Below are 22,356 nucleotides of genomic sequence, written 5' to 3'. Positions count from 1 at the left end.
CGGCGCGCCGCGGACAGTGGCGCGATGAACGATGTCGTTGCCTCGGAGTTGCATTCGCGCGAAGCGGTCGATGTCGCGCTCAGAGGCTTCGTCGGTGTTCCACGTCTTCCTAAGCGTTCTGGGCCGCGCTTCCACGCACGAAGTGATCACCAGATCGACGTCGCGGCCCAACTCGTCGTCCACTGGTCCCACCTGTCAGCCAAGCCCAGCTGGCTGGGCATGGAGTAGATCGTTGCGTCTACTCTTCACGCTGTTCCGACGCGATAGTCGGTTCTGACCGGCATCACAGAGGCACGGCCCCGCAGCAACCTCCTTTTGGAACCCGCATGACCGGCTACCTCTCTTACGTCATCTCCGTAGGAAGTCAGTAGATGATGACAGACGAATCTCGGTCGGGTTGAGATGTGGCGTCAGGTAGGTGCTGTCGCGGGTGGCGGTGTCATTCTGGTTCCGTGGCACCTAGGACAGCGAGGAAGACCGACAGCAGGCTGGCCGCTCGGCTCGCCGCGCTCGCCTCGCTCGGCGCGGCGGTCATCCACTTCGCCGTCGTACCGGCCCATTGGCAGGAGTGGATGCCAGCAGGCGTGTTCTTCGCGTCGCTCGCGCTGTTCCAACTCTTCTGGACGCGGCTGATTCTCGCTCGAACCACGACACCTGTGCTCGCCGCCGGCATCATGCTCAACATTGGAGCCATTGCTCTGTGGGCTCTGTCCAGGACCGCGGGAGCCCCGTTCGGCCCCCACGCTGGAGAAGCGGAATTGGTCCAAGCCGCGGACCTTTGCGCGCTGCTGCTTCAGATTTACGTCGTGATGGGCGCCAGCTGGGTGTGGTATCGCGGCCTGCAGGGAGAGCCGATACCGATGTTCTTCAGCGCATCAGTGCTCATGGGCGCAGTCGGTATCGTGGCGCTGGCGTCAACGGTAGGCGTTGCCTCAGGCCTGCGGCACGGCCACCACGCGCCAGCGAGCGCAGATGGCGGCCACCACGGGACGGCCCCCGGGGACGCGCATAGCGAGCACCACGGGACAGTCCGCGAGGATGCACATAGCGACCAGCACGTCACCGACGCCGAGCCTGAAGCGAGCAATCAGCACGACACGAGTCCCGAGCATGCCCATGACGCTGACAACGACCACGAGTCGGCCGTCCCGCCGCCAATGGACGAGCCCGCCAGCCAGTCGCCGGCCCCGGCAGACGCTCCGGCGCCGGCAGAAGCTCCGGCTCCGCCCGCGGTGCCTGCGCACGACGAACACAGCGATCATGATCACAGCGAGTGAACAATCGATCTCTGCGCCGGCTCAGGGCCCCTCGACGACGAAGAGTTACTCGTCAGCAACCCGGGCGGCCCATCTCGAAAGATCAACGGTCAGAGGGCACGTCGTCGGCCAGGCCGACGGGTCAACGTCCAGGGGCGCCTATTGCCAACCTCCACCCCGACCGTGCACGCGGCCTACCATTCGCAGCGCACCACGGAAAAGGTTTGCCTCCCCCGGTCCTAACGATCGAGAACCGCGCGCGTGCTGGCCTCAGGACTCAGGTCGAGGCGGCGCAACACTTGCGCGTTGAGCGCCACGACGATCGTCGACAGAGACATTAGGATCGCTCCGACTGACATCGGCAGCACAAACCCGATCGGTGCGAGCACACCGGCAGCCAGTGGCACTGCAACGAGGTTGTAACCCGCTCCCCACCACAAGTTCTGCTTCATCTTCCGGTAGCTGGCACGGGACAGCTCGATCACCGACAGCACCGAGCGCGGGTCGGAACTGGCCAGGATTACGCCGGCAGATGCGATGGCGACGTCGGTCCCGGCGCCGATGGCGATGCCAACGTCGGCCTGCGCCAACGCGGGGGCATCGTTGACACCATCGCCAACCATGGCGACCTTCTTGCCCTCACGCTGCAGGGCAGAGACCTTCGATGCCTTGTCCTCCGGGCGTACGCCGGCGAACACTCGGTCAATGCCGAGTTCGTGGCCCACCGCCTGGGCGACCGCCTCTGCGTCACCGGTGATCATGACCACCTCGACGCCGAGCTTGTGGAGGGCATCGACCGCTTCGCGCGATTCGGGGCGGATCTCGTCAGCCAGGCGCAGCCCGCCGAGCACCGCGCTGTCGCGGACGACGTGCAAGATGATGGCGCCCTCCTCACGCCACGCGGTGGCGGTCTCAACTTCCTGTCCGCCGATATCGTCGAGCAGGCGGGGGCCGCCCACCCGGATCTCATGCCCTTCAACTGTGGCAGTCACACCGACCGCCGGAGACGACGAAAAGCCGCTGGCGCGCGGCACAGTGAGTGCGCGCTCCTCGGCGGCTCTCACGATGGCCCGTGCCAAGGGGTGTTCACTGTCTGCCTCGGCGGCGGCGGCCAGGGCGAGCACGGTGTCATCGTCGACGTCTCCGATGGCCTCGATCGCGGTTACGGTCGGTTCACCCTTGGTCAGGGTGCCGGTTTTGTCGAAAAGCACGGCGTCGACGGTGCGCATGCCTTCTAGGGCGAGGCGGTCCTTGATCAGCACGCCTCCCCGGGCGGCCCGTTCGGTGGCGATGGATACGACCAGTGGTATCGCCAACCCCAGTGCGTGGGGGCAGGCGATGACGAGCACGGTGATCGCCCGGACGACGGAGGCGTCGGGGTCGCCGACGATCGACCACGCCGCGGCGGTGATGGCGGCGGCCCCCAGGGCAAACCAGAACAGCCAGCCAGCCGCCCGGTCGGCAAGGCGCTGGGCTCGCGAGGACGAGTTCTGAGCTTCGGTGACAAGGCGCTGGATTCCCGCCAGGGCGGTATCGTCGCCGGTGGCGGTTATTTCGACCCGCAACCCCGAATCGGTGGCGACCGTTCCGGCCGTCACCGCGTCCCCGACGCTGCGGGCCACCGGCCGCGATTCACCGGTCACCATCGACTCGTCCATGTCCGCTCGTCCGTCGACGATTCTGCCGTCGGCGGGGACGCTGCCACCGGGTCGGACGACTACCAGATCCCCCACCTGCAGGTCGGCGGGTGAGACCGTGATGACGCGCTCGCCGTCGACCTTCTCGGCCTCGTCGGGAAGCAGGGCGGCCAGGGAGTCCAGTGCGGAGGTGGTCTGAGCCAGCGAGCGCATCTCGACCCAGTGGCCGAGCAGCATGATCACGATCAGCAGCGCCAGTTCCCACCAGAACTCCAGTTCGTGGTGGAGCAGGCCCAGGCTCGCGCCCCAGGAGGCGAAGAATGCGACGGTAATGGCCAGCCCGATGAGCAGCATCATTCCCGGCTTGCGAGAACGGATTTCGCTGACGGCGCCGGTGAGGAAGGGGCGACCACCGACGACGTACATGACCGTGCCGAGCAGTGGCGCGATCCAGCGGGCGCCGGGAAAGTCGGGTACTTCGTAGCCGAGCAGCATTGCGAACATGGTCGAGAACGCGATGACCGGGACGGCGATGATCACGTTGATCCAGAAAAGCCTCCGGAACACAGCGACGTGATCGCCGCCGTGGCCGGCATGACCCCCGTGCCCAGCATGGCCGTCGTGGTCAGGGCCTGTTTGGTGTTCGGGGCGTCGGCCGTGTTCGCCGCGACCTTCGTGGTCCGGGTGCGCGCCGCTGTGAGACGCCGCCACCGCGTGCTCGTCGTGGTGTGTCATATTTCGCTCCTTAGGAGACTCATGTGTCGGTTAGAACGCGTGAGCAGCGGCCAAAGGTCCGACGCAACTGCGTCGAGATGCACCGCTGTCACGCGTTATGGCCGCACGAGTCGGTCAATGGATTCCGACTCTTCAGTGCGTTCGGCGTCTTCGGCCGGTCCTGCGGCAGCAGCGTCTCGAACACGGGTCGTCATGACGAATGCAGTCAGGCCACGCTGGCGTACTTGTCAGGATCACGGTCGAACCGTGGTCCACAACCTTTGCAGCACAACCAGTACCGTCGGCCGCGGTAGTCGCGGAATAGGCCGGCAGCTTCAGCGGCCGCCTTCTTCACCGGCGTGCCGGGCATGACCGGGCATGTCGTCTCGTCGGTTGCGGGGTCGAGGAGGTTCGTGGCCGCAGGATTGATGACTGTCGTGCCGAGGTCTTCTGGTGAGCCGCTGCAGCAGCAGCTCGACGTCGGGTTCTCGTTGTCGGACATGGGTCTCCTTAGTGAGTAGGGGTCAGTGCGGTAGGGGTCTAGTGAGTAGGGGCAGAGGATGTGGATGTGGATTTGAAGCCGCGCAGTCGGAGGCTGTTGCCCACGACGAAGACGCTGGAGAACGCCATTGCCGCGCCGGCGAGCATGGGGTTGAGCATGCCCAGGGCTGCGACCGGTATGGCGGCGACGTTGTAGGCGAACGCCCAGAACAGGTTCGTCTTGATCGTCGACAATGTTCTGCGGGATAGGCGGATTGCGTCGACGGCGCTGCGCAGGTCGCCGCGCACCAGGGTGATGTCGGAGGCCTCGATCGCCACGTCAGTTCCGGTACCCATGGCCAAGCCGAGGTCGGCTTGGGCGAGGGCGGGCGCATCGTTGACGCCATCGCCGACCATCGCCACGGTCTTGCCTTCGGATTGCAGCCGGACGATGACGTCGACTTTGTCTTTCGGCATCACCTCGGCGATTACGGTGTCGATGCCGACCTCGGCGGCGATCTGCCTCGCAACGGCTTCGTTGTCACCGGTGAGCAACACGGGGGTCAGGCCCATCTGGCGCATCTGTGAGATCGCCTGTGCACTGGTAGGTTTCACGGTATCTGCGACGAGGAGCACACCCCGAGCCTGACCGTCCCAACCGGCGGCGACCACCGTCTTGCCCTGCGCTTCGGCCGCTTCTTTCGCCTGCACCAACTCTGGGCTCAGGTGTTGGGACCAGTCGGCGAGCAGTGATTGGCGTCCCACGACGACGGCGTGGCCGTCGACGACGCCCTGTACACCCTTGCCTTCCACATTGGCGAAGTCCTCAGGCGTGGGTAGCGTCCCGAGTTCTTCGGTCGCAGCGAGCGCGATGGCTTGGGCGATCGGGTGTTCCGACGCGTTCTCCAATGCTCCGGCTAGCCGGAGCAAGTCTGCGCGTTCGGTTCCCGCGGCAGTGATCACCTCGACCAGGGTCATCTTGCCGGTGGTGACAGTGCCGGTCTTGTCCAGCACCACCGTGTCGACCTTGCGGGTGGACTCCAGCACCTCCGGTCCCTTGATCAAGACGCCCAATTGCGCGCCGCGACCGGTGCCGACCAGCAGTGCCGTTGGCGTGGCCAAACCGAGCGCGCACGGGCACGCGATCACAAGGACCGCAACGGCGGCGGTGAAGGCGGCCGCGACCGGAAACCCTGCGCCCAGCCACGCGCCCAGTGTGATCACCGCGATCGCGAGGACGATCGGTACGAAGACTCCGGAGATGCGGTCTGCCAAGCGCTGGACTTCAGCTTTTCCGGTTTGGGCGTTCTCCACCAGTTGCGCCATCTGCGCCAACTGGGTGTCCGAACCGACGCGGGTGGCTCGCACCACCAGTCTCCCGCCGGCGTTGACGGTTGCACCGACCACGGAGTCACCTGGACCGACCTCCACGGGTACCGATTCGCCGGTCAACATCGACGCGTCGACCGCCGATGTCCCCGACGTCACCACCCCGTCGGTCGCGATCTTCTCCCCCGGGCGCACGACGAACTCGTCGTCCACCACCAGGTCCTCGACGGCGATCTTCGCTTCCGCGCCGTCGCGCAGCACGGACACCTCTTTGGCGCCCAGCTCCAGTAGGGCGCGCAGCGCCGCACCGGCCTGCCGTTTGGACCGTTTCTCGAAATACCGTCCCGCGAGGATGAATGTCGTTACACCTGCTGCGACCTCGAGGTAGATGTTGGCGGCGCCGTGAGACGGTGCCAGCGTCAGTTCGAAGGGGTGCTTCATTCCCGGGGTGCCCGCGGTCCCGAGGAACAGCGCGTACAGCGACCACAGGAACGCCGACAAGGTGCCCAGGGAGATGAGCGTGTCCATCGTCGCCGTGCCGTGTCGCAGGTTGGTCCACGCGGCGCGGTGAAACGGCCACGCCGCCCAGACGATCACCGGCGCAGCGAGCGCCAGCGACGCCCACTGCCAATACGTGAACTGCACTGCGGGGATCATCGCCATCGCGATCACCGGCACGGACAACAACACCGAACCGATCAACCGGTGGCGTAGCGACACCATGTCGGGGTCGTCGGTTTCGCCTGTTTCCCGGCCCGGGGCGGGCTTCTCCGGTGCCGGTAGCGCGGCGCTGTAGCCGGCGTTCTTCACCTCGGCGATCAGTAGCGCCGGATCGTATCCGTCAGGCACCGTGACGGTGGCCTTTTCTGTCGCGTAGTTGACCGTTGCGGCAACACCATCGATCTTGTTGAGCTTGCGCTCGATGCGGTTGGCGCAGGAGGCGCAGGTCATCCCGCTGATGCGTAATTCAACGCTCGGGCCGGACACTGGTGTCGATGTCGTCATGCGTGCCACTGCCTTTCAATTCTCTAGGTTGGGCGGAAGTCGTCAGTGCCCGCCGGCATGGCCGGCGGCGCGCGAAGGCTCTGGCGCGGGCTCATTGGTGTCGCCGCGTACGGCGTCGACGACGAACGTGGCGGTGTGCACGGCGTCATCGACTTTGAAGTCGAGGTAGAGCAGGTAGCGACCGGCGGTGGGTGCGGTCGCCGCGAATGACACCGCAGGCCCGCCGGTGCGGCCTACTACCGGCTCAGCCCCCTCAGGGTGCACGTGCAGATACGCTAGGTCTCCCTCACGCAACGCGACGAGGTGCCCATAGGCTCCCAGGTAGGGCTGCAATGTCGTCACCGGCTCGCCGTCACGGGTGACCGTCGCAGTGAGTTGCTGCGTGACGCCCGCGGTGAGCGCACCGTCGAGTTTCACGGTGTACCCGGCGATTTCATCGACGGTGCGTGTGGTCACCGGCGTCGACAGGGTGAGTTCGCCGGCCACCTCCACGGTGCGGGTGAGGGTGAGTTTGGTGCTGTCTGCCTGGGCGGGCTGAAAGTCGGCGAACACGCGGTAGGAGCCGGCGGCGTGCCACGTCCAGGGCGTCGACCACGTGCCCGCGGTCCGGTCCAGGACTGGGTGTACGTGCGCGAAGTGCTGGCCATCGGATCGGACGACGATGAGATGTAGCTGCTTGTCGTGCACGGTCGCGTAGTCGAGCAGGGGCGTGCCCACGGGATCGACGATGGTGAAGCTCAACGTGCCTCGATCATCGGGGGTGCCGGGTGCGCGTACCGGGCTGAGTTCGTAGCCGTCTCGGGCTAGCGACAACCCTGGCGGATCGGGGGCCGGAAGGGGCACCGGCGACGCCTGCTCGATGGTGGTGGTACGATCACCGGGGACATCCGCGCCGAGGTTGTGTGAAGCGGTCACCGCGGTGTCGGGAGCGACGGCCGCGGCGGTGACGTACGCAGCCGCAAACGCCACCGCCAGCCCCGTACCGAAAGCGGCCAACCGTCCCGCGGCATTCATGAGACACGCACCGCTGAATAGCCGGCCTCGTCGAGGGCGTTGAGAACCTGCGCGTCATCGATGGGACCGCTGGACGTCACGATCAGCGTCCCAGTCGTGGCGCTTACCTCGACGTCTTCAACCCCGGGCACCCCGCTCACTTCCTCGCGCACCGACAGCTCGCAATGTCCGCAGGTCATACCCGTGACGGTGTACTCGACCGTGCTCATGTCCGGCTCCCATCTCCATGTCGTATATACCCCTACCGGGTATTGGTACTCCACGAACGTATACCCCCCGAGGGTATAGTGCAAGGGTCGGTTGGCCGGGACTGTCGAAATGCCATCCGGGCATCAATGCTCTTAGAAGTCTTCGACGACGAGAGGAATTGTTGAGATGCGAGCGCTTCACGTGGGGGACGACGGCTGGCCGCTCATGGGCGAGGCGATCGGCAACGGCGAGCTGATCGTCATGCTGCACGGCGGTGGGCCCGATCACCACAGCATGTTGCCCCTTGCCGGCCGGCTTGCTGGTCGGTATCGCGTTGCGCTACCTGACATTCGAGGGTATGGCGCATCGCGATGTCCCGACCCGACGTTGCACCGGTGGGATCAGTACGTCACAGACGTCGTCGCGCTCGTGCACGCTCTCGACGCAACGTCCGCCCACCTCGTCGGCGCCGGCCTCGGCGGCACGATCGCCTTGCAGACCTGCCTCCAGCACTCTCGGATCGCCCGTTCTGCGGTCATCATCAGCGCTGAAGCCATTGAAGACGACGCCGACAAAGCCGCAGACACAGAGCTGATGGACCGTTTCGCCGACCGCGCCCGTACCGACGGTTTAGAGGCCGCCTGGGAGCTATTCGTTCCCCACCTTCAGCCGCTCATTGCCAACCTCGTCACCGACGCCATTCCGCGCGCTGACGCCCAAAGCGCTGCTGCGGCAGCAGCAATCGGTCACGATCGCGCCTTCGCGACCGTCGAGCAACTTCGGCGCATCGAGACGCCCACGCTCATCATTGCCGGCGACGACTCACGTCACCCAACGCACATAGCGCATACCCTCGCCGACGTCCTTCCACGGGGAGTACTCGCCGACGTCACTATGTCCGACCTGTTGGTCGACGCAGAAGACATGGCTCGCGCCTTCGCCCCAGAAATCGAACAGTTCCTCGCGACCGCCTCGCGGGACACCCGCACCCGCCCAAGGTAGTGGCGCGGAAGTATCGGGACGGACCGTCTAGGTGGAGGACGTTGCAGGACGAACCCCCGATAGTTGGCTCGCTGACGGCGCTTTCAGAACCCAGCGCGCCCGTGATACCAGAAGCCCGTCGCGCTGCGCCGACAGTCGCGTCAGCCGCAGCAGGAATCTCCCTTGTCCGCCTTGGTGGTCCGCCCATTCGTGAGGCTGCCCACGGCACACAGAGCGATGCACTTGGCGACCGTCCGAGCCGTCGGACTACGGAGCATCCGCCGCACCTTCTCAGCCATGTTCATCCGATCCCTTCCGCCAACTGCGCTATACCCCCCGGTGGTATGTCTACCGTAGCTCGCAGGGGTATCACCCGCAATGGTTGAGCAGTGCAGCGGGCCCACCGGGGCGAGGAAGCGCGTCGACGTCGGGTGTCGACGGGCCCACAATGACACGAAGCATTTCAACTGCCGGTTGAAGCGGGGCGCCCGCCTGTCACCCGGGCGCCCCGCGGCAATCGAGTTCGTTCGTTCAGGCGCCTAGCACTTGGCGTCGACTTGGATCGTGGTGTGCAGCACACGCTCGACCGTGCGATCACGCACGTTGGAACGCATTTCGGTCACTTCGTTGCCTGGCCGGATCGCAGTGACCACACATTCGTTGATGGGTGCTCCGCCGACCTTGTTCAGGATGACTTTATAGCCCTGGGCTTCCAGCGCGGCGATCGTGCCGGCGATGGGTTTCGGCCCCCTGTTCGGTGTCACATCGCCTATGGGTTTCGGTCCGGGGTGTGCGACGTTCTCATCCACTGGCTTCGGAACGGGATGAGCTGCGCCGGCCGAGGCTGGGTTGGCCAAGCTGACCGCGCCGGCCACGGCCATTCCCGCTACGATTGACAGGGCAATTCTGTTCATAAGATGTCTCCACGTCTTGATGGGATTGTTGGTGGGGCCCGGGTGCGATCCGGGTCCCACCGCCTACATTCGAGTCTTGTTGCAGTCGTTCATTATTGAGCGTCGGATCAGTCCACGATGTACCTCCTTTGGATGTTCCGCACCTGCCGTCGGTGACCGACGGTCAGACTGGGATGCGCGTCGGCGGCGGCGTGGGTCGGCGGCGGTTCAGTCGTTGGTCGAGCGCGACAGCACCGGTGGTGCTGGGTCTAGCCGCCCGCGGCGATCGAGACGGTGCAGCGCACAGGCCGCCAACACGCCAATGACGCTGAGTGCAACCCAAATCAGTTCCGAGGCGCCGGCGTCGCGCGCAACTTGCATCAGTGTTCCGGTGAGGAGGTTCCCCGCCAGGATGCCAACGCCGACGATGGTGTTGTAGAACCCGTAGTGAGTGCCGACTAGCTTGTCGCCGGCGAGCGACACGACGGTGTCCATCTCGAAGGGGAACACCGCTGCCGAGCCGATCGCCAGTATCGCCGCGGCGATGAGCAGGGCGGCCACGGCGGCGCCTTGGCCAAGGCGACTGTCGCTAGGCAGTACGGCAAGAGGCACGAACGACGCAGCCAGTACGGTCATGCCAACCACCAGTGAGCGGCCGCGTCCCCAGCGGCTGGCGAACCAGCGGGTGATGCGCATCTGTCCTGCCACGGCAACCAAACCCGACACCGCGAACACCGCTGCCACGATGGGGGTTTCATGATCAGGCGCCAGCTGCCTGGCATGTAACGGCAGCGCAAGGTAGACCTGAAACGACAGCACGTAGGAGCCGATCATCGCTGCGGCGAACAGCAGGAACGATCTGTTACGCAGTACCGTGCGCCAGTCCTCGACGACTGAGGTCTTCTCATTTGCTGCCGGCGCGGTTCGCTGCGGGAGCGCGAACAGCTGCGCCACGGTCAAGGCAGCGAACACCACGGCCGCCGCGGCGGCCGTCGCGCGAAAGTCGAGGAACATCAACGCCAACCCGACGAGCGGTCCGGCCAGGATTCCGGCCTGGTAGAAGACGTTGAATACCGCAAACGCCTCGACCCGCCGTTCACCGGCGTCGACCGCCAAATAGGCCCGGACCGCCGGGTTGAACAAGGCGCCGGCGAAACCGGTGGCCGCTGAGGCGAGCAGAATCGCTGGCAGAGTGTCGGCGAAGACAAGTAGCGCGAAACCGACGGTTCTCAGCAGGCATCCGGCCACGATGAGCGGCTTGAACCCGAGTCGGTCGGCCAGGGTGCCGCCGACGATGAACATGCCTTGTTGGGAGAAGTTGCGCACACCCAGCACCAGTCCGACTGCCCACGCGGCCAGACCGAGAGGCCCGGCCAAGTATCCGGCCAGGTAGGGCATGAGCATGTAGAAGCCCAAGTTGATTCCGAATTGGTTGAGCATCAGCATGCGGCTGGGCCAGCCGAAGCTTCGAAACCCTGACACGACGGCGATCACCGCGTACTCCGCAAGGGGTCAACCACCTTGGCGCACCGGGTCCAGGACGTCACTACCTGACTTGAGGGATCCTCCACCACGTGGGGCTCCTGCGGGGGGACGTTGTCGAGCAGGCCATGACGGCGGCAATAGTCGTCGTTGTAGACCGTATCGAAGTAGCGCTGCGGTCCGTCGGGGAAGACGGCGGCGACGGTGGTGTCTCGCGGAAGTACCCGCGCCGCCCAGCCGGCGACGAGCGCGACCGCTCCCACGCTCCACCCCCCGCTGGCGTAGTGCGTCGATGCCAATGTGCGGCAGGCCCACACGGCGTCCGCCGGCGCTACCCAGTGCACTTCGTCGAACGCGGCGTAATCGACATTGCCCGGATAGATGCTCGATCCGAGGCCCCGCATGAGGCGGGTGGTGGCGGGTTGGCCGAAGATCGTCGATCCAATCGTGTCCACGCCGATCAACCGGAGAGCCGGGTTGTATTCGCGCAGAACGCGGGCCACTCCTGCGGAGTGACCGCCGGTGCCCACCGAGCACACCAGGACATCGACGTGGCCGAGTTGCTTGTGCAGTTCGTCAGCCAAGCCGCGGTAGGCCTCCACGTTATCGGGGTTGTTGTACTGATCCGGGTGCCATGCCGCTGGTTCTGCGTCCAGAAGTTGTTGCACTCGGTCCCGTCGAGCCTGCTGCCAGCCGCCTTCGGGGTGAGGTTCGGTCACCAGGTCCACGTCAGCGCCGAAGGCGGTCAACATGCGGTGGACGATTGGTTCCAATCCAGGGTCGGTGACCAGTGTGACCGGATGCCCGTAGACCGTGCCGGCCAGAGCCAATCCGAGGCCGAGTGTCCCGCTGGTGGATTCGACGATGCGCCCTCCCGGTGTCAGCGCCCCGCGAGCGCGGGCGCGTTCGACCATGTGCAGGGCCGGCCGATCCTTCATACCTCCGGGGTTGAAGCCCTCGAGCTTGGCCCAGAAGCACTTGTCGTCGGCGGTGAATGGTGCGGCGATGCGTAGCACCGGTGTCCGGCCGACCATGGTGGCCGGTCGGTGATAGCGGGTGAGTCGTCGCTCCCGTGAGGGAAGCGCTGCGCGTGCAGGATTGGACAGGACATAGTTCATCGATTGACGTCGCTTCTGCTGGGGCCGCGACAAGACCGCGCGGCTGGTGTCGATAGGCAACGATCACCGACCAAGCCCACCTGTGGGGTGGGTGTGGTCTGGCGCTACCCGATCAGCGACGCGCGATGCACAACCGTGTCAAGGTCTGTCGGCCAGTGCTGGCCGAGGCCTTCCGGCGCGGCGGGCCACGAACGGCGGCGGGCGCGAGGTGACGCCACAGCGTCAACACCGTCACCGCAGCAGCGATCAATCCCAGAGCCAGCAGCGCCACGGTTCCGCGGGGAAGCACCGCCTCGGCGAAGAGTTCCGGCGATTCCGGCGCAGAGCCGCTCGACAAATGAGGATGCTCGATGGTCACTGGCGCCAAGGCGCCTACGGGGCTAGTGGCCAGACCGTGGGCCCCGTGCTGTGGTGCAGGGTCGAGTCCGGGCAGTGCCCATTCGGCACCCACGACGATCACCCAGAACGCCAAGAAGACCGCAACGGCAGTCTGCCGTCGCTGCCTTGGTCCGGTGTGGGTGTACGTCATGGCGTTGCCGACTGTACCAGCGGAGGCGGGGCGAATGGCTCAGCCCATTAGTCGGTGCTGTGTCGTTATCACTCTGCGACCACGCTCACCCGCGATGGCCGACGCCGCAATGGATTGCGTGTCCTATCCCAAACATGCGTGACGGCAGCCTGTTTAGCGGCATCGAGCCCATCTCCGGCGCTCGGCGACTGTCTCCATACCGCGGGACGTCTACTGTGCTGGATAGTAGGTGCGGGCCTGGCCCGGCTGCGCCGATCACGTCGGTGAGCGTTTGCCAAGTAGTTGCATCGGCGGAAGTCGACGGTCCTTTCGCCGCGGCCAACGACGTCCCGCTGCCGCCTCCGGCCGCCCGCGGCGACGCCCGCCACAACTACTGTGACGAGATGGCCGGTTCCACTGCCATGCGTAACCGGCCCGTGAATGGCCGACGCAGCGACCCGCGGCGGTCGGCTCCCATCTTTGGCGATCACTGCGGCAGGGCCAGGGCCGCAGACTCCACACCAATTCGCCGGCGCAGTTGGTACTCCTACCGTTGCCACGGCAGCTGAGGCGCGGTCTACCGGCAAGCCTGCACCCGTGCACCGGCAGTGATCGAATCTCGATGTCGATCTACGTACCTTGTTAGTATCTTCGTAGGCGCCGATGAAAGGGGTCGGTGCGGCTGACGGCCTGATGAGGAGTTCCCTTGCGCATCGATGGTTTCGGTCAGCTCGAGGCAAGCATCATGGAACGGATGTGGAGTCGTGGGCCGTCCGCCGCCGTGTCGGTTCGCGAAGTCCTCACCGAACTGAGGGCCGAGCGCGACATCGCCTACACCACGGTCATGTCCACCATGGACAACCTCCATACCAAGGGTTGGCTGGCTCGGGAGCGCCACGGTCGGGCCTACCGGTATCACGCGACGATGACGCGAGAAGAACGCAGCGCCCGCCTCATGAGTACGGCACTTGCAGGGGGCGGGCGGCCCGACCTCGTGCTCAAGTACTTCGTGGAGCAGATGGGGCACGACGAGTCGGAGACCATTCGTCGCGCCCTGCGCCGAGTTCCCCGCAGCGGGCGGTAATGGCAACGACATGCGAGACCAAGCGAGTTGAGTTCGCTTGCGAAAGTGCTATTGCAGCTGCGCCACTCGACCACCCGACGGCTTGGACGGGTCGGGCTCCCTTCGTCACGTGCAGCCCGCATCGCATACCTTCTCGGACGGCCGACGGCTGGCGCGCCGGAGGCTGCGGGTCGACCAGGCGGACCAGTGGACGGCGTTGACAGGCCGAATCGTCTAACCCCGGCTGGCCCCTGCTGCCCCCCGGCACTCCGATGCTGCAGCGTGTCCCAATTGATGAACGGCAGCGGCGCCACCGGACGACACGACGTTAGGCGCCGACGGGACGCATCTGACGATCGCATCGAGCGGCAGACAGAGCGATCGGACCCCGACCAAGGCAAGCGGCGATGTGGCCGTGGTGAAGCAAGCTCGCCGTCCACCTGGCAGCGCGAACGCGTTGTAAGCAAAGGCTGAAAGGGACCGCGAGAACCGGCATATGCCACACCGTGTGCTCGACACACATCGAACACGAAGCGTGGTACGTAGCGTTCGACGCCGCGTGCCGCGACGTTCGGCGGCGCCGTTTCTCCGCGCTGACCGGTACATCGCCGACCGCGCGACCGAGCTACACCGCTACTGCGGTTCCATCCCGCTGACCGGTTTGATCAAGGCGTAGTAGGCGTATCGGCTGTCGAGGCGGTTGCGCGGGACCAGAGTGACCAGCTGCGGCTCGAGGCCGCACTCGCCGGCGAGTCTCCAGAACTCCTCGATGGTGAACGTCGTGTTGAGCGCCAGGTTGCGAGCGTAGGCCAAGCCGATTCTTCCGCGGGTACGACCGTCGCTGGTGTGGTACTTCACCTGCACGAAGGCCATTCCACCCGGTCGAAGCACGCGCTGGGCGATGCCGAGGATGGTGCGCACGGCGTCGACTCCGGTGGTCAGCTCGATGACGTAGAGGCACAGGAACAGGTCGCACGCATGGCGCAAGCCGTCGGCGGCTGCGTTGGGGTCGGCGAGATCGATGCGTCGGGTGTCCATCGGGGTGTTGCAGACGGCCTGCACCTGCCGAGAGCATTCGGCGAGGTTGTCCGGCGATATGTCGGCGGCGATGAAGCGCTCGACATGCGGCGCGAAGGCCACGGCATTGGCTCCCCCACCTGCCCCCCATTCGATGATCGTCGCCGGAGTGTCTACCTCCAGCGCGCGGGCGAACCGCTGGTAAATCTCCCAGTGATGCCTACCGACCTCCGCGAAGGCCTCGTCGCCGATCCCGCGTCGCCAATGCGAATTCGAGTCCCACGACTGGTCGCCATCTGAGGCGGACCAGTATCGAGCCGCTTGTCTCCCGATACGGGCGTCGTATCGACCTGGCATGAGCAGCCGGACGGCGGCCACGATGAACTGTTCACCGCGCGCGGCCATGCTCAACCCCGTCGGCTGGTGACGGCACTGGCTGTCGCACCAGCGCCGCACGGTCGCACGGTCCCGCGGCCAGGCGCGTCGGCCAGGCAATACCCGACGCCGCGCACGCTCAGCACCAGGGCCGGTTCTTCGGAATCGTCTCCGAGTCGGCGGCGCAGCGCAGCGATGTGCACACTGACCCGCTCGGTGTTTGCGCTCGACCGCGATCCCCAGACCGCCTCCATCAGATCCCGGCGGGTGACCACGGCACCGCGCCGCCTGGCCAGCTCGACCAGGATGTCGAACTGGGTACGAGTCAGCCCGATCCGCTCGTCTGCGATTCGCACCTCACGTCGACCAACGTCGATCGACAGCGGGCCGTACGAATATCGCCGTGGCATAGGGTCGCCGCTTTCTGCGAGCGCTTCGTTGGCCTGCCATCTCCGCAGCGCGGCGCGCACCCGCGCCGCAAGCTCGCGGCTACTGCGCGGACCGGTCAGGACGTCGTCAGCGCCGGCTCGCAAGCCCGCCACGACGACATTCTCGTTGCCCGCGCTCGAGCACATCGTGACGTGGGAATCGCAGACGCTGCGTATTTCTCGGCACACCTGCATCACCGAACCACCCAGGAGATCCACGTCGAGCGCGACGAACCCCGGCTGCAGCCGCTGGGCGGCGCCCACCGCCTCATCACCGTCGTCGGCCACCACCAAGGAGACCTCATCGGTGCGGAAGTGGTCCGCGACCGCCTCGATCCACCTGAGGTGGTCACCGACGATCAACATCGTCGCCGGGACCGGTTCCGTCGCCATCACGCCGTCTCGCATTAGGAAATACTGCACTACTACGTAGACCAGTACAGAGCCTTGGCGGCGGCGTGTCGAATTCGCGCCCTTCCGCGAAGCCGAGACACACCGCCGCGAAAGCCGCAGCGCGCCGGAACTTTCGCGCGCCGCGCCGTAGCGGGGGCAATTGTTACGGAAGCGAGACTAGAGGCGCAAGTCACCTCACGTGACGGGTGTTACCGTTTGATCTGAACGTGTTACCTACGTACTGCCCTGCTACGTAGACGGTCGGCGGTCGGTCGGCAAGCATCCGGTGATCGACGCGGGATCTACCCGTGCGCTGCGCCGGCCGACGACCGAGAAGGCGAGGACCGTGTCCACGAAGCTCCACCGGCGCCTAAAGGCGCTGAGCTGTATGGCCATCGCCGCGCTCGCCGTGACCCTAGCGGCGCCCGCTGCCGCGCAACCGGGCGACGGAACCTGGGATCCAAGCCTTCCAAAGGTTGTCAGCGCTGGCGCACCGGGCGACCCTCTCGCCATCGCCAACGCCTCACTTCGCGCCACCGCCATGGCCACCGAGACCACGATGAACCTCGGCCGCAACTTCCTGCGCACTTTGGGTTTCGGGGGCGCCGAACCCAGCGCCGCTCCGCTCGCGTCGGGCCGGGTGTCGGGCGGTCAAGCCATCGAGTACGTGATTCGCCGTGCAGGCACCCAACTCGGGGTGCCTTACTCCTGGGGCGGCGGCAGCCTGACCGGGCCTAGCCGCGGCATCGACCAGGGCGCCGGCACAGTTGGGTTCGACTGTTCAGGACTGACTCGATTCGCCTTCGCCGGTGTGGGCATTCTGCTACCCCGCTGGTCCGGTGACCAGTACAACGCTGGCCGCAAGGTCCCTCCGTCGCAGGCCCGCCGAGGCGACCTGCTGTTCTGGGGACCCGGAGGCAGTCAGCACGAGGCGCTCTATTTGGGTAACGGTCAAATGCTGGAAGCTCAACAGACGGGTGTTCCGATCAAGATCTCACCGGTGCGAAAGGCCGGAATGACGCCTTACGTAACGCGCATCATCGAGTGACCCGCCCGCACAGCATCCGCATCCGCCCATCGTCGCCGTCCGGGCAGGCCAGGGGGCCGACCCGGGCCCGGGCTGGGTGTCGGCGATGGTGTTGGTCGCCGCCAAGATTGGTGGAGACGCGGCGGGCAGGCTCGGAACGCGGACGTTGTCGACGTCATTGGTGTTCACGGCCGAGGGCCGCTGTCCAACCGCCGCAGCTACACCCGGCTAGTGCAATCCGAGCAGGAGATGATCAGGATGGATCGGTGGCATCGGCGCTAAAGGCTTGATACTCGGCGCTACCGTCTATTAGTGGTGATGAATACCCCCGGTGGTGACGCAGCAACCGCACCGCGCTGGAGCGGCTCGGCGCTACTGCGCCCGGGCGTGTTGGCCTTCACCGGATCGATCGGCACCACCGATGCCCACGCCCACCATGCCGTTCAGGTCATCACCGCAACATCGGCTTTGACGGTCCTCGATGGGCACGGCGCGCAACACGTGGGAACGAAGGTGGTCGTGCCCGCCGACGCGCCACACCAGATCGCGGTCGGCGCCCAGGAGGGCACGGTGGTGTTCCTGGACCCGGAGTCCGCGCCGGGCCGGGCCGCGCATTCGCGCGCCGTCCGCTCCGGATGGACGGTTACCCCTGTGCTCAGTTTGACCCGACGACGAGCGCTGGCCGCGGTCGTCGACGAGCTGATCACGAGCCTGGCACCCACCCCTGTCGTTCACGGCAGTGACGCGGCACGCCATCCCGCCGTCGATGACGCATTGCGGCTGTTGCCCGACCTGGTGTCGGCGGGGCCAGTCAGCGGCACGAAATTAGCTGCAATGGTGGGGATCTCGGCGAGTCGGCTGACCCATCTGTTCACTGAGGAGGTCGGCATTCCGTTGCGCCGCTATGTGTTGTGGTCACGCTTGCGGGTCGCAATCATCCGGGTGCAGGCCGGTGATGACTTGACCGGCGCGGCGCACGGTGCGGGATTCGCCGACAGTGCCCACCTCACTCGCACCACGCGCGAGATGTTCGGCCTGCCGCCCTCGGCGCTGAGCCGGCACGTCTCCTGGGACCTCGACAGCGGGTAGCCGAATCGTTCAAGCCATGTTGCGGCGTGACCGCGACGATCAAAACATGAGTACGACTTCTCCTAGGGCCTCAACGGTTACCACCGCTGTCCAGGCGGTGGCCCGCTACGGCTATGTGCCATTCATGCTGATCGGTCTCAACGGCGCGGGTATCGCGGTGGCCGCCGGCGGCGACCAGAAGTACTGGCTGCTGATCATTTTGGCGGTCGCGATCGCCACGACGTTCCTGGTGGAGCGGCTCATCCCCTATGACCCGCAGTGGAACCACGACCGCGCCGACGGCGCCCGCGACCGCGTCCACGTCGCGGTCAACGAAACCCTCATCCTGGCCAGCGTCGCGGCCATCCCCCTGCTCGCCGCGGTCGTCGCCGCACCCCAGTTGTGGCCGCACAGCTGGCCATTCGTCGCACAGGTCCTCGCCGCGATTCTGGTCGCAGACCTCGGCATCACGGTCGTGCACCTGGCCAGCCACAAGATCGGGCTGCTGTGGCGCTTCCACGCGGTGCACCACAGCATCACCCGCTTCTACGGCCTTAACGGCCTGATGAAACACCCGCTGCACCAAACCGTGGAGATGGCCGCCGGTGTCGCACCGTTGATATTGATCGGGCTGCCCGTCGACGTCGCCTCCCCGCTGGCCCTGGCCGTGGCCATTCAGCTGCTACTGCAGCACTCCAACGCCGATTACTGCATCGGCCCGGCCAAATACGTCCTGGCGCTCAATGAAGGCCATCGCTTCCACCACCTGAAATGGGCCGGCATCGGTGACGTCAACTTCGGGCTATTCACACTGCTGTGGGACCACCTCATGCGCACCTTCTCCTACGACCCCGCCCGGCGATTCGACTCCACCCAACTGGGCATGGCCGCCAAACCCGATTACCCCAACGGCTATCTGCGCCAGATGATCTACCCATTCACCCGCAGCGGCAACTGCGCCCCGAAGCCCACCACGGCCACGAACCACACCGCGAACACATCAGCAGCCGACAAGGCCACAAAAGAACGTGGTTGATCGGTAATCAGCCGTTCTGAGACACGCTGTGCGACCAGGTCTCGACATCTACTGAGTAACCTAGTAGAAGTAACTGGAGAGCAGCGGATTCGTCGGCAGCCGCTACGCATCCAGCCACCGCTCATAGACCCTGAAAAGGAGATCGATGTTCGCTGCGACGCCCATCTTCGACGCTTTGGCCGAAAATTGCTGGGTCGGGAAACTGATTTCGTACCGCAATGGCTGACTGTTCGTCGTAATGGGTACAGCGAGTCACCGCCGGCCGGGTGGGCCCGCCATCGACTCCCCCGGTCAGCTTTGCATTCATGCGACGTCCCCGGCGGTGTGCACCGCATGCCCAGCACCGACTGAAGTGCTCCATTGTCCGCATGGGGCGGCCGCACGTCGTCCCTGATCTTGCCATCCCCTTCCCCGCGGCGTGACGCCATGGGGTTGGGGTTTGGCGCTGTGATGTTCGTTCCGATCTTGGTCGTCCTCTTGCCACGGCAGGACCGACCTCCTACGGCGGCCTCACGTGACGGCTCCGCCGACCGGCTCAACTGCAGACGAGCACGCCGGAAGCGGCCAGCGTCAGACCCGCCAATGGTGCCAGCGCGATGAGGCCCGCCGCGCCGGCCAGCGCAGCCTCCCTGCCCCTCAGGCGCTTTACTGGCGGCAGGGTCAATCGCTCGACGCGACTCACCACGGCGACATCGGCGGCACCCAACGCCGTCGCTGGCGCCGCGCCAGCCAGCGCGAGCAGCCCACGCAACACGGTGTGGCGGCCGAACCGTCGGGCCGCGGCATCATCGGCGCACATTTCCAGCAACCGCGTCACCTCCAGGGCGCCGTCTCGCATCAGCGCCAGCCGCGGCAGCACCGACGCCACCGCCCGCACGAAGATGGTTACTTCGAGGTGGTGTCCGCGTACGTGGGCCCACTCATGGGCGAGCACCGCATTCATCTCGTCTCCGTCGAGGGCGGAGACGGCGGCGCTGGTCATCACGATCGTTGCCGGCTTGCCGGCTACGCAGTAGGCGGCGCGGACATCGGCCTCGACCACGAAAGTGCGGTGGTCGAGGATGGGACGGCCCACCAGGCGGATGCCGTGGGCGTGGCCGTGGGCGAGCGTCCGCAATCGCGTCACGGCGCACACCAGTCGGACGGAGACCACCAGGACCGCGGCGACGACCGCGCCGGCGCTCAGCAGCAGCACCGCCCGTGGTGCACCACCAGACTGGCCGGCGAGCAGCTGACACACGATTTCGATGCAGGAGTCGATGAAGGTGTGCCGCTGGCTCCCGTGCGCGACCTCATCGACAACGATCAACACCGCCGAAACCAGCCAGGTCGCAAGCACGCTGACGATTGCGATCAACCACGTCGCCACACCCAGCCGGGGGACGCGTCCCGCCCTGGTGAGCGCACGCAGCATCGGCGGACCTACCAGGAGAATCGCCGCGCTATACAGCAGCAGGCAAGCGGCCAGGCTCACTGGCGCTTGGCATTGGTGGCGCGTCTCGACAAGCGGCGCAGTGCCGAACGCAACCCCTCGGACTCCTCCGGTCCGATCTGTTCGATGAAGTGGTTGAGCACCAGTTCGGAGCGACCTCCGCCCTCAAGCGCCTCGCGCATCAATCGGGCGGTGTGCTCCTCGCGGGTCATCACCGCCCAATAGCGGTATGCGCGACCGTCGCGCTCGCGGTCGAGCCAGCCTTTGGTGTGCAAATTGTCCATCGTCGACATCACCGTGGTGTAGGCAATCTGCCGCTCCTGTGCCATCTCCTCGAATATCTCGCGCACCGTCACGGTGTATGGATCGTGGTCCCACACGCGATCCATCACTGCGGCCTCCAGCTCGCCGAAACCTCGAACCCTCACCGCACAACCTCCACCGTCGTTGCTGGGCAGCGTACCTCGCGACCCTGCCGACACGGCGGACGCGCCGTGATCGCCGCGCGATCCAATGGCGGGCTCGGATCGGCACTTCTTCAGTACGGAGATTCTCCGTCGGTCATCGGGTGACAACGAACACAGGGCAATGATGCCGGGGATCGCCATCGCTCTCGACGAGTGCGGGTCACCCCCCGGTGCCCCATACGGCCGTGGGGAAGCGCCTCTGCCCGCTGGGTCCAAACTGGCCAAGACGGTATTGCCGCAACAGGTTCAGACGATTCCCTCTGGTTCGGGGCGACGGATGCGGAGTGTCGCGAAGCGCGATTCTCGCCGAGGACCGATCAAGTGCCGTGATATTCAGCCGGCTGTGCACGACGCCAGGGCACTGATCAACACGGCCACCACCAGTGCAGCCGTGCCGGCCAGCAGCATCGCGGTGCTCGCGGCCGCTGACGCCGCGATTCGCCCTGTGCTCGGCGAACGCCGCCCCGACAGCCGCTGCAGCCTCAGTTGCACGCACTCACCGGCGATACCTAGCGCGACCGCTGGCGCGTGAGTGTTCTGCAACGTCAACAGAGCACGGCGTAGCGGCCGGTATCCGTGGACCCGTGCGGCGTGCGCATCAGCGTCCAGCTCAACCAGTGTGCGAACCAATACCGGCGACTGCCGAGTCAGCGGCAGCCACCACAGTCCTGCCGCGGCCGCGTGGGCCACCCTGATAAGCAGATGGTGGCGTCGCTGCAGATGGGCGTGTTCGTGTGCCACCACCGCGCATACCGCGGCGCGGTCGAGGCACTCGCGCAAACCGGTGCTCACCACCACCAGCGGCGGGTTGCCCGCCAGGCTGTAGGCGTGCGGCTCAGCGGTGGGCAGCCACAGCACCCCTTCCGCACGCGGCGCGCCGCCGTGCAGCAACCACGCCAATTCGGCGTGACGTGCATGTAGCCGACGGCGATGCCGCTCCGCAGTGGCGAGGTGCCATCCTCCGCGGACCGCAGCGAGCGCGACGAGCCCGCCACTCAGCACGCCGACAGCCGTGTCGACCCCTCCGGGCGGGCCGGCGTGCATCGCCAGCCAGCACCGGTGAATCAGTTCGGCCAGGCCCGGCAACGCGACGGCGATCAAGGTGAGGCACACCAGCACCTCCCACGCCAGAAGCAGGACCCCCGCGTCGGCGCCGCGGCGCGTCAACCAGCGCAGCACCGGGGGCGACACTGCCGCCATCACCACCCCCACGACCGACCACCACATGATGCCGGTCACCAGCTAGCCCACCGTTCCTTCAGTCCCGTTGTCGACACGTGGACGCCTGCGTCGGAGACCTCTCGCGCGAAGTCCCGCATTGCAGACGCCCGATCGCTACTGGCCCCGTGCGGGTGCTGGTGCGTCGCCACACCTGCGGTGCCCACCGCCAGCGACGGTGGCTCCGATGCCCAGAACAGACCGACGATCAGGGCCGTGATCGCGA

Annotated in this window: 21 protein-coding genes; 7 read left to right on the top strand and 14 right to left on the bottom strand. The window is 66.2% G+C overall.

What is annotated here, in order from left to right:
* Positions 1 to 24: 24 nt before the first annotated feature.
* Both LV457_RS10125 and LV457_RS10120 read left to right on the top strand, forming a co-directional pair.
* Positions 25 to 228: a hypothetical protein gene (locus tag LV457_RS10125; protein WP_232170653.1), complete on the top strand. Its 204-nt coding sequence runs from the start codon at positions 25 to 27 to the stop codon at positions 226 to 228.
* Positions 229 to 452: 224 nt separating this feature from the next.
* Positions 453 to 1,277, top strand: coding sequence for a hypothetical protein (locus LV457_RS10120; RefSeq protein WP_308192183.1), 825 nt, complete (start codon positions 453 to 455; stop codon positions 1,275 to 1,277).
* A gap of 218 nt (positions 1,278 to 1,495) precedes the next feature.
* Here LV457_RS10120 and LV457_RS10115 read toward each other — a convergent pair whose 3' ends face one another.
* The 5 genes from LV457_RS10115 to LV457_RS10095 all read right to left on the bottom strand — a co-directional run bounded on the left by LV457_RS10115 (position 1,496) and on the right by LV457_RS10095 (position 7,644).
* Positions 1,496 to 3,628, bottom strand: coding sequence for a heavy metal translocating P-type ATPase (locus tag LV457_RS10115; protein WP_232170651.1), 2,133 nt, complete (start codon positions 3,626 to 3,628; stop codon positions 1,496 to 1,498).
* 205 nt (positions 3,629 to 3,833) lie between these two features.
* On the bottom strand, positions 3,834 to 4,109 hold the full coding sequence (locus tag LV457_RS10110) for a hypothetical protein (protein WP_232170650.1): 276 nt from the start codon (positions 4,107 to 4,109) through the stop codon (positions 3,834 to 3,836).
* A 38-nt stretch (positions 4,110 to 4,147) separates the two neighbouring features.
* Positions 4,148 to 6,421, bottom strand: a complete 2,274-nt coding sequence (locus tag LV457_RS10105) for a cation-translocating P-type ATPase (RefSeq protein WP_232170649.1) — start codon at positions 6,419 to 6,421, stop codon at positions 4,148 to 4,150.
* A gap of 42 nt (positions 6,422 to 6,463) precedes the next feature.
* Complete coding sequence (locus LV457_RS10100) at positions 6,464 to 7,435, bottom strand: heavy-metal-associated domain-containing protein (protein ID WP_232170648.1); 972 nt, start codon at positions 7,433 to 7,435, stop codon at positions 6,464 to 6,466.
* Entirely contained in the window at positions 7,432 to 7,644 is a 213-nt protein-coding gene (locus LV457_RS10095; RefSeq protein ID WP_232170647.1) for a heavy-metal-associated domain-containing protein, read from the bottom strand. The genes LV457_RS10100 and LV457_RS10095 overlap by 4 nt, the downstream gene beginning before the upstream one ends.
* A gap of 166 nt (positions 7,645 to 7,810) precedes the next feature.
* Between LV457_RS10095 and LV457_RS10090 the strand changes: the two genes are divergently transcribed.
* Positions 7,811 to 8,626, top strand: coding sequence for an alpha/beta fold hydrolase (locus tag LV457_RS10090; RefSeq protein ID WP_374198795.1), 816 nt, complete (start codon positions 7,811 to 7,813; stop codon positions 8,624 to 8,626).
* A 518-nt stretch (positions 8,627 to 9,144) separates the two neighbouring features.
* Here LV457_RS10090 and LV457_RS10085 read toward each other — a convergent pair.
* The 4 genes from LV457_RS10085 to LV457_RS10070 all read right to left on the bottom strand — a co-directional run bounded on the left by LV457_RS10085 (position 9,145) and on the right by LV457_RS10070 (position 12,627).
* A complete protein-coding gene (locus LV457_RS10085) occupies positions 9,145 to 9,486 on the bottom strand; it encodes a hypothetical protein (RefSeq protein WP_232170645.1) in 342 nt (113 codons plus the stop codon).
* A 240-nt stretch (positions 9,487 to 9,726) separates the two neighbouring features.
* Positions 9,727 to 10,944 carry an MFS transporter gene (locus LV457_RS10080; RefSeq protein ID WP_239030601.1) on the bottom strand — a complete coding sequence of 406 codons (1,218 nt, stop codon included), beginning with the start codon at positions 10,942 to 10,944 and terminating at the stop codon, positions 9,727 to 9,729.
* A gap of 44 nt (positions 10,945 to 10,988) precedes the next feature.
* On the bottom strand, positions 10,989 to 12,098 hold the full coding sequence (locus tag LV457_RS10075) for a PLP-dependent cysteine synthase family protein (protein ID WP_232170644.1): 1,110 nt from the start codon (positions 12,096 to 12,098) through the stop codon (positions 10,989 to 10,991).
* A gap of 112 nt (positions 12,099 to 12,210) precedes the next feature.
* Positions 12,211 to 12,627, bottom strand: a complete 417-nt coding sequence (locus tag LV457_RS10070) for a hypothetical protein (protein WP_232170643.1) — start codon at positions 12,625 to 12,627, stop codon at positions 12,211 to 12,213.
* Positions 12,628 to 13,312: 685 nt separating this feature from the next.
* On the opposite strand from LV457_RS10070, the gene LV457_RS10065 reads away from it, so the two are divergent.
* Complete coding sequence (locus tag LV457_RS10065) at positions 13,313 to 13,690, top strand: BlaI/MecI/CopY family transcriptional regulator (RefSeq protein ID WP_232170642.1); 378 nt, start codon at positions 13,313 to 13,315, stop codon at positions 13,688 to 13,690.
* Positions 13,691 to 14,302: 612 nt separating this feature from the next.
* On the opposite strand, the gene LV457_RS10060 is transcribed toward LV457_RS10065, so the two are convergent.
* Positions 14,303 to 15,091 (bottom strand): class I SAM-dependent methyltransferase, encoded by a 789-nt coding sequence (locus LV457_RS10060; protein ID WP_232170641.1) that lies wholly within the window; start codon positions 15,089 to 15,091, stop codon positions 14,303 to 14,305.
* A gap of 2 nt (positions 15,092 to 15,093) precedes the next feature.
* Positions 15,094 to 15,897, bottom strand: a complete 804-nt coding sequence (locus tag LV457_RS10055) for a response regulator transcription factor (RefSeq protein WP_232170640.1) — start codon at positions 15,895 to 15,897, stop codon at positions 15,094 to 15,096.
* 373 nt (positions 15,898 to 16,270) lie between these two features.
* Here LV457_RS10055 and ripB point away from each other — a divergent pair, with 373 nt between their 5' ends.
* From ripB to LV457_RS10040, 3 genes are all read left to right on the top strand, one after another.
* Complete coding sequence (gene ripB / locus LV457_RS10050; RefSeq protein ID WP_232170957.1) at positions 16,271 to 16,930, top strand: NlpC/P60 family peptidoglycan endopeptidase RipB; 660 nt, start codon at positions 16,271 to 16,273, stop codon at positions 16,928 to 16,930.
* 297 nt (positions 16,931 to 17,227) lie between these two features.
* Entirely contained in the window at positions 17,228 to 17,998 is a 771-nt protein-coding gene (locus LV457_RS10045; RefSeq protein WP_232170955.1) for a helix-turn-helix domain-containing protein, read from the top strand.
* A gap of 46 nt (positions 17,999 to 18,044) precedes the next feature.
* The gene (locus LV457_RS10040; RefSeq protein WP_232170953.1) at positions 18,045 to 19,013 is read left to right on the top strand and encodes a sterol desaturase family protein; all 969 of its coding nucleotides are present in this window, start codon (positions 18,045 to 18,047) and stop codon (positions 19,011 to 19,013) included.
* Between the two features lie 535 nt (positions 19,014 to 19,548).
* Here LV457_RS10040 and LV457_RS10035 read toward each other — a convergent pair.
* The 3 genes from LV457_RS10035 to LV457_RS10025 all read right to left on the bottom strand — a co-directional run bounded on the left by LV457_RS10035 (position 19,549) and on the right by LV457_RS10025 (position 22,151).
* Positions 19,549 to 20,487 carry a M56 family metallopeptidase gene (locus LV457_RS10035; RefSeq protein WP_232170639.1) on the bottom strand — a complete coding sequence of 313 codons (939 nt, stop codon included), beginning with the start codon at positions 20,485 to 20,487 and terminating at the stop codon, positions 19,549 to 19,551.
* Positions 20,484 to 20,873 (bottom strand): BlaI/MecI/CopY family transcriptional regulator, encoded by a 390-nt coding sequence (locus LV457_RS10030; RefSeq protein WP_232170951.1) that lies wholly within the window; start codon positions 20,871 to 20,873, stop codon positions 20,484 to 20,486. Before LV457_RS10030 ends, LV457_RS10035 begins: the two co-directional genes overlap by 4 nt.
* A gap of 372 nt (positions 20,874 to 21,245) precedes the next feature.
* Complete coding sequence (locus LV457_RS10025) at positions 21,246 to 22,151, bottom strand: M56 family metallopeptidase (protein WP_232170638.1); 906 nt, start codon at positions 22,149 to 22,151, stop codon at positions 21,246 to 21,248.
* Positions 22,152 to 22,356 lie beyond the last annotated feature (205 nt).

It is taken from the genome of Mycobacterium sp. MYCO198283 (genome assembly GCF_021213805.1).
In the GTDB taxonomy this organism is placed as follows: Bacteria; Actinomycetota; Actinomycetes; order Mycobacteriales; family Mycobacteriaceae; genus Mycobacterium.
The sequence above is the reverse complement of the archived record's forward strand: the minus strand, read 5'-3'. Positions and strand labels throughout refer to the sequence as shown.

Coding starts and splice junctions, on each gene's coding strand:
- LV457_RS10125 (WP_232170653.1), top strand. CDS start 25: ATGAACGATGTCGTTGCCTCGGAGTTGCATTCGCGCGAAGCGGTCGAT.
- LV457_RS10115 (WP_232170651.1), bottom strand. CDS start 3,628: ATGACACACCACGACGAGCACGCGGTGGCGGCGTCTCACAGCGGCGCG.
- LV457_RS10110 (WP_232170650.1), bottom strand. CDS start 4,109: ATGTCCGACAACGAGAACCCGACGTCGAGCTGCTGCTGCAGCGGCTCA.
- LV457_RS10105 (WP_232170649.1), bottom strand. CDS start 6,421: ATGACGACATCGACACCAGTGTCCGGCCCGAGCGTTGAATTACGCATC.
- LV457_RS10100 (WP_232170648.1), bottom strand. CDS start 7,435: ATGAATGCCGCGGGACGGTTGGCCGCTTTCGGTACGGGGCTGGCGGTG.
- LV457_RS10095 (WP_232170647.1), bottom strand. CDS start 7,644: ATGAGCACGGTCGAGTACACCGTCACGGGTATGACCTGCGGACATTGC.
- LV457_RS10090 (WP_374198795.1), top strand. CDS start 7,811: ATGCGAGCGCTTCACGTGGGGGACGACGGCTGGCCGCTCATGGGCGAG.
- LV457_RS10085 (WP_232170645.1), bottom strand. CDS start 9,486: ATGGCCGTGGCCGGCGCGGTCAGCTTGGCCAACCCAGCCTCGGCCGGC.
- LV457_RS10080 (WP_239030601.1), bottom strand. CDS start 10,944: ATGCTGATGCTCAACCAATTCGGAATCAACTTGGGCTTCTACATGCTC.
- LV457_RS10075 (WP_232170644.1), bottom strand. CDS start 12,098: ATGAACTATGTCCTGTCCAATCCTGCACGCGCAGCGCTTCCCTCACGG.
- LV457_RS10070 (WP_232170643.1), bottom strand. CDS start 12,627: ATGACGTACACCCACACCGGACCAAGGCAGCGACGGCAGACTGCCGTT.
- LV457_RS10060 (WP_232170641.1), bottom strand. CDS start 15,091: ATGGCCGCGCGCGGTGAACAGTTCATCGTGGCCGCCGTCCGGCTGCTC.
- LV457_RS10055 (WP_232170640.1), bottom strand. CDS start 15,897: ATGCGAGACGGCGTGATGGCGACGGAACCGGTCCCGGCGACGATGTTG.
- ripB (WP_232170957.1), top strand. CDS start 16,271: ATGGCCATCGCCGCGCTCGCCGTGACCCTAGCGGCGCCCGCTGCCGCG.
- LV457_RS10045 (WP_232170955.1), top strand. CDS start 17,228: ATGAATACCCCCGGTGGTGACGCAGCAACCGCACCGCGCTGGAGCGGC.
- LV457_RS10040 (WP_232170953.1), top strand. CDS start 18,045: ATGAGTACGACTTCTCCTAGGGCCTCAACGGTTACCACCGCTGTCCAG.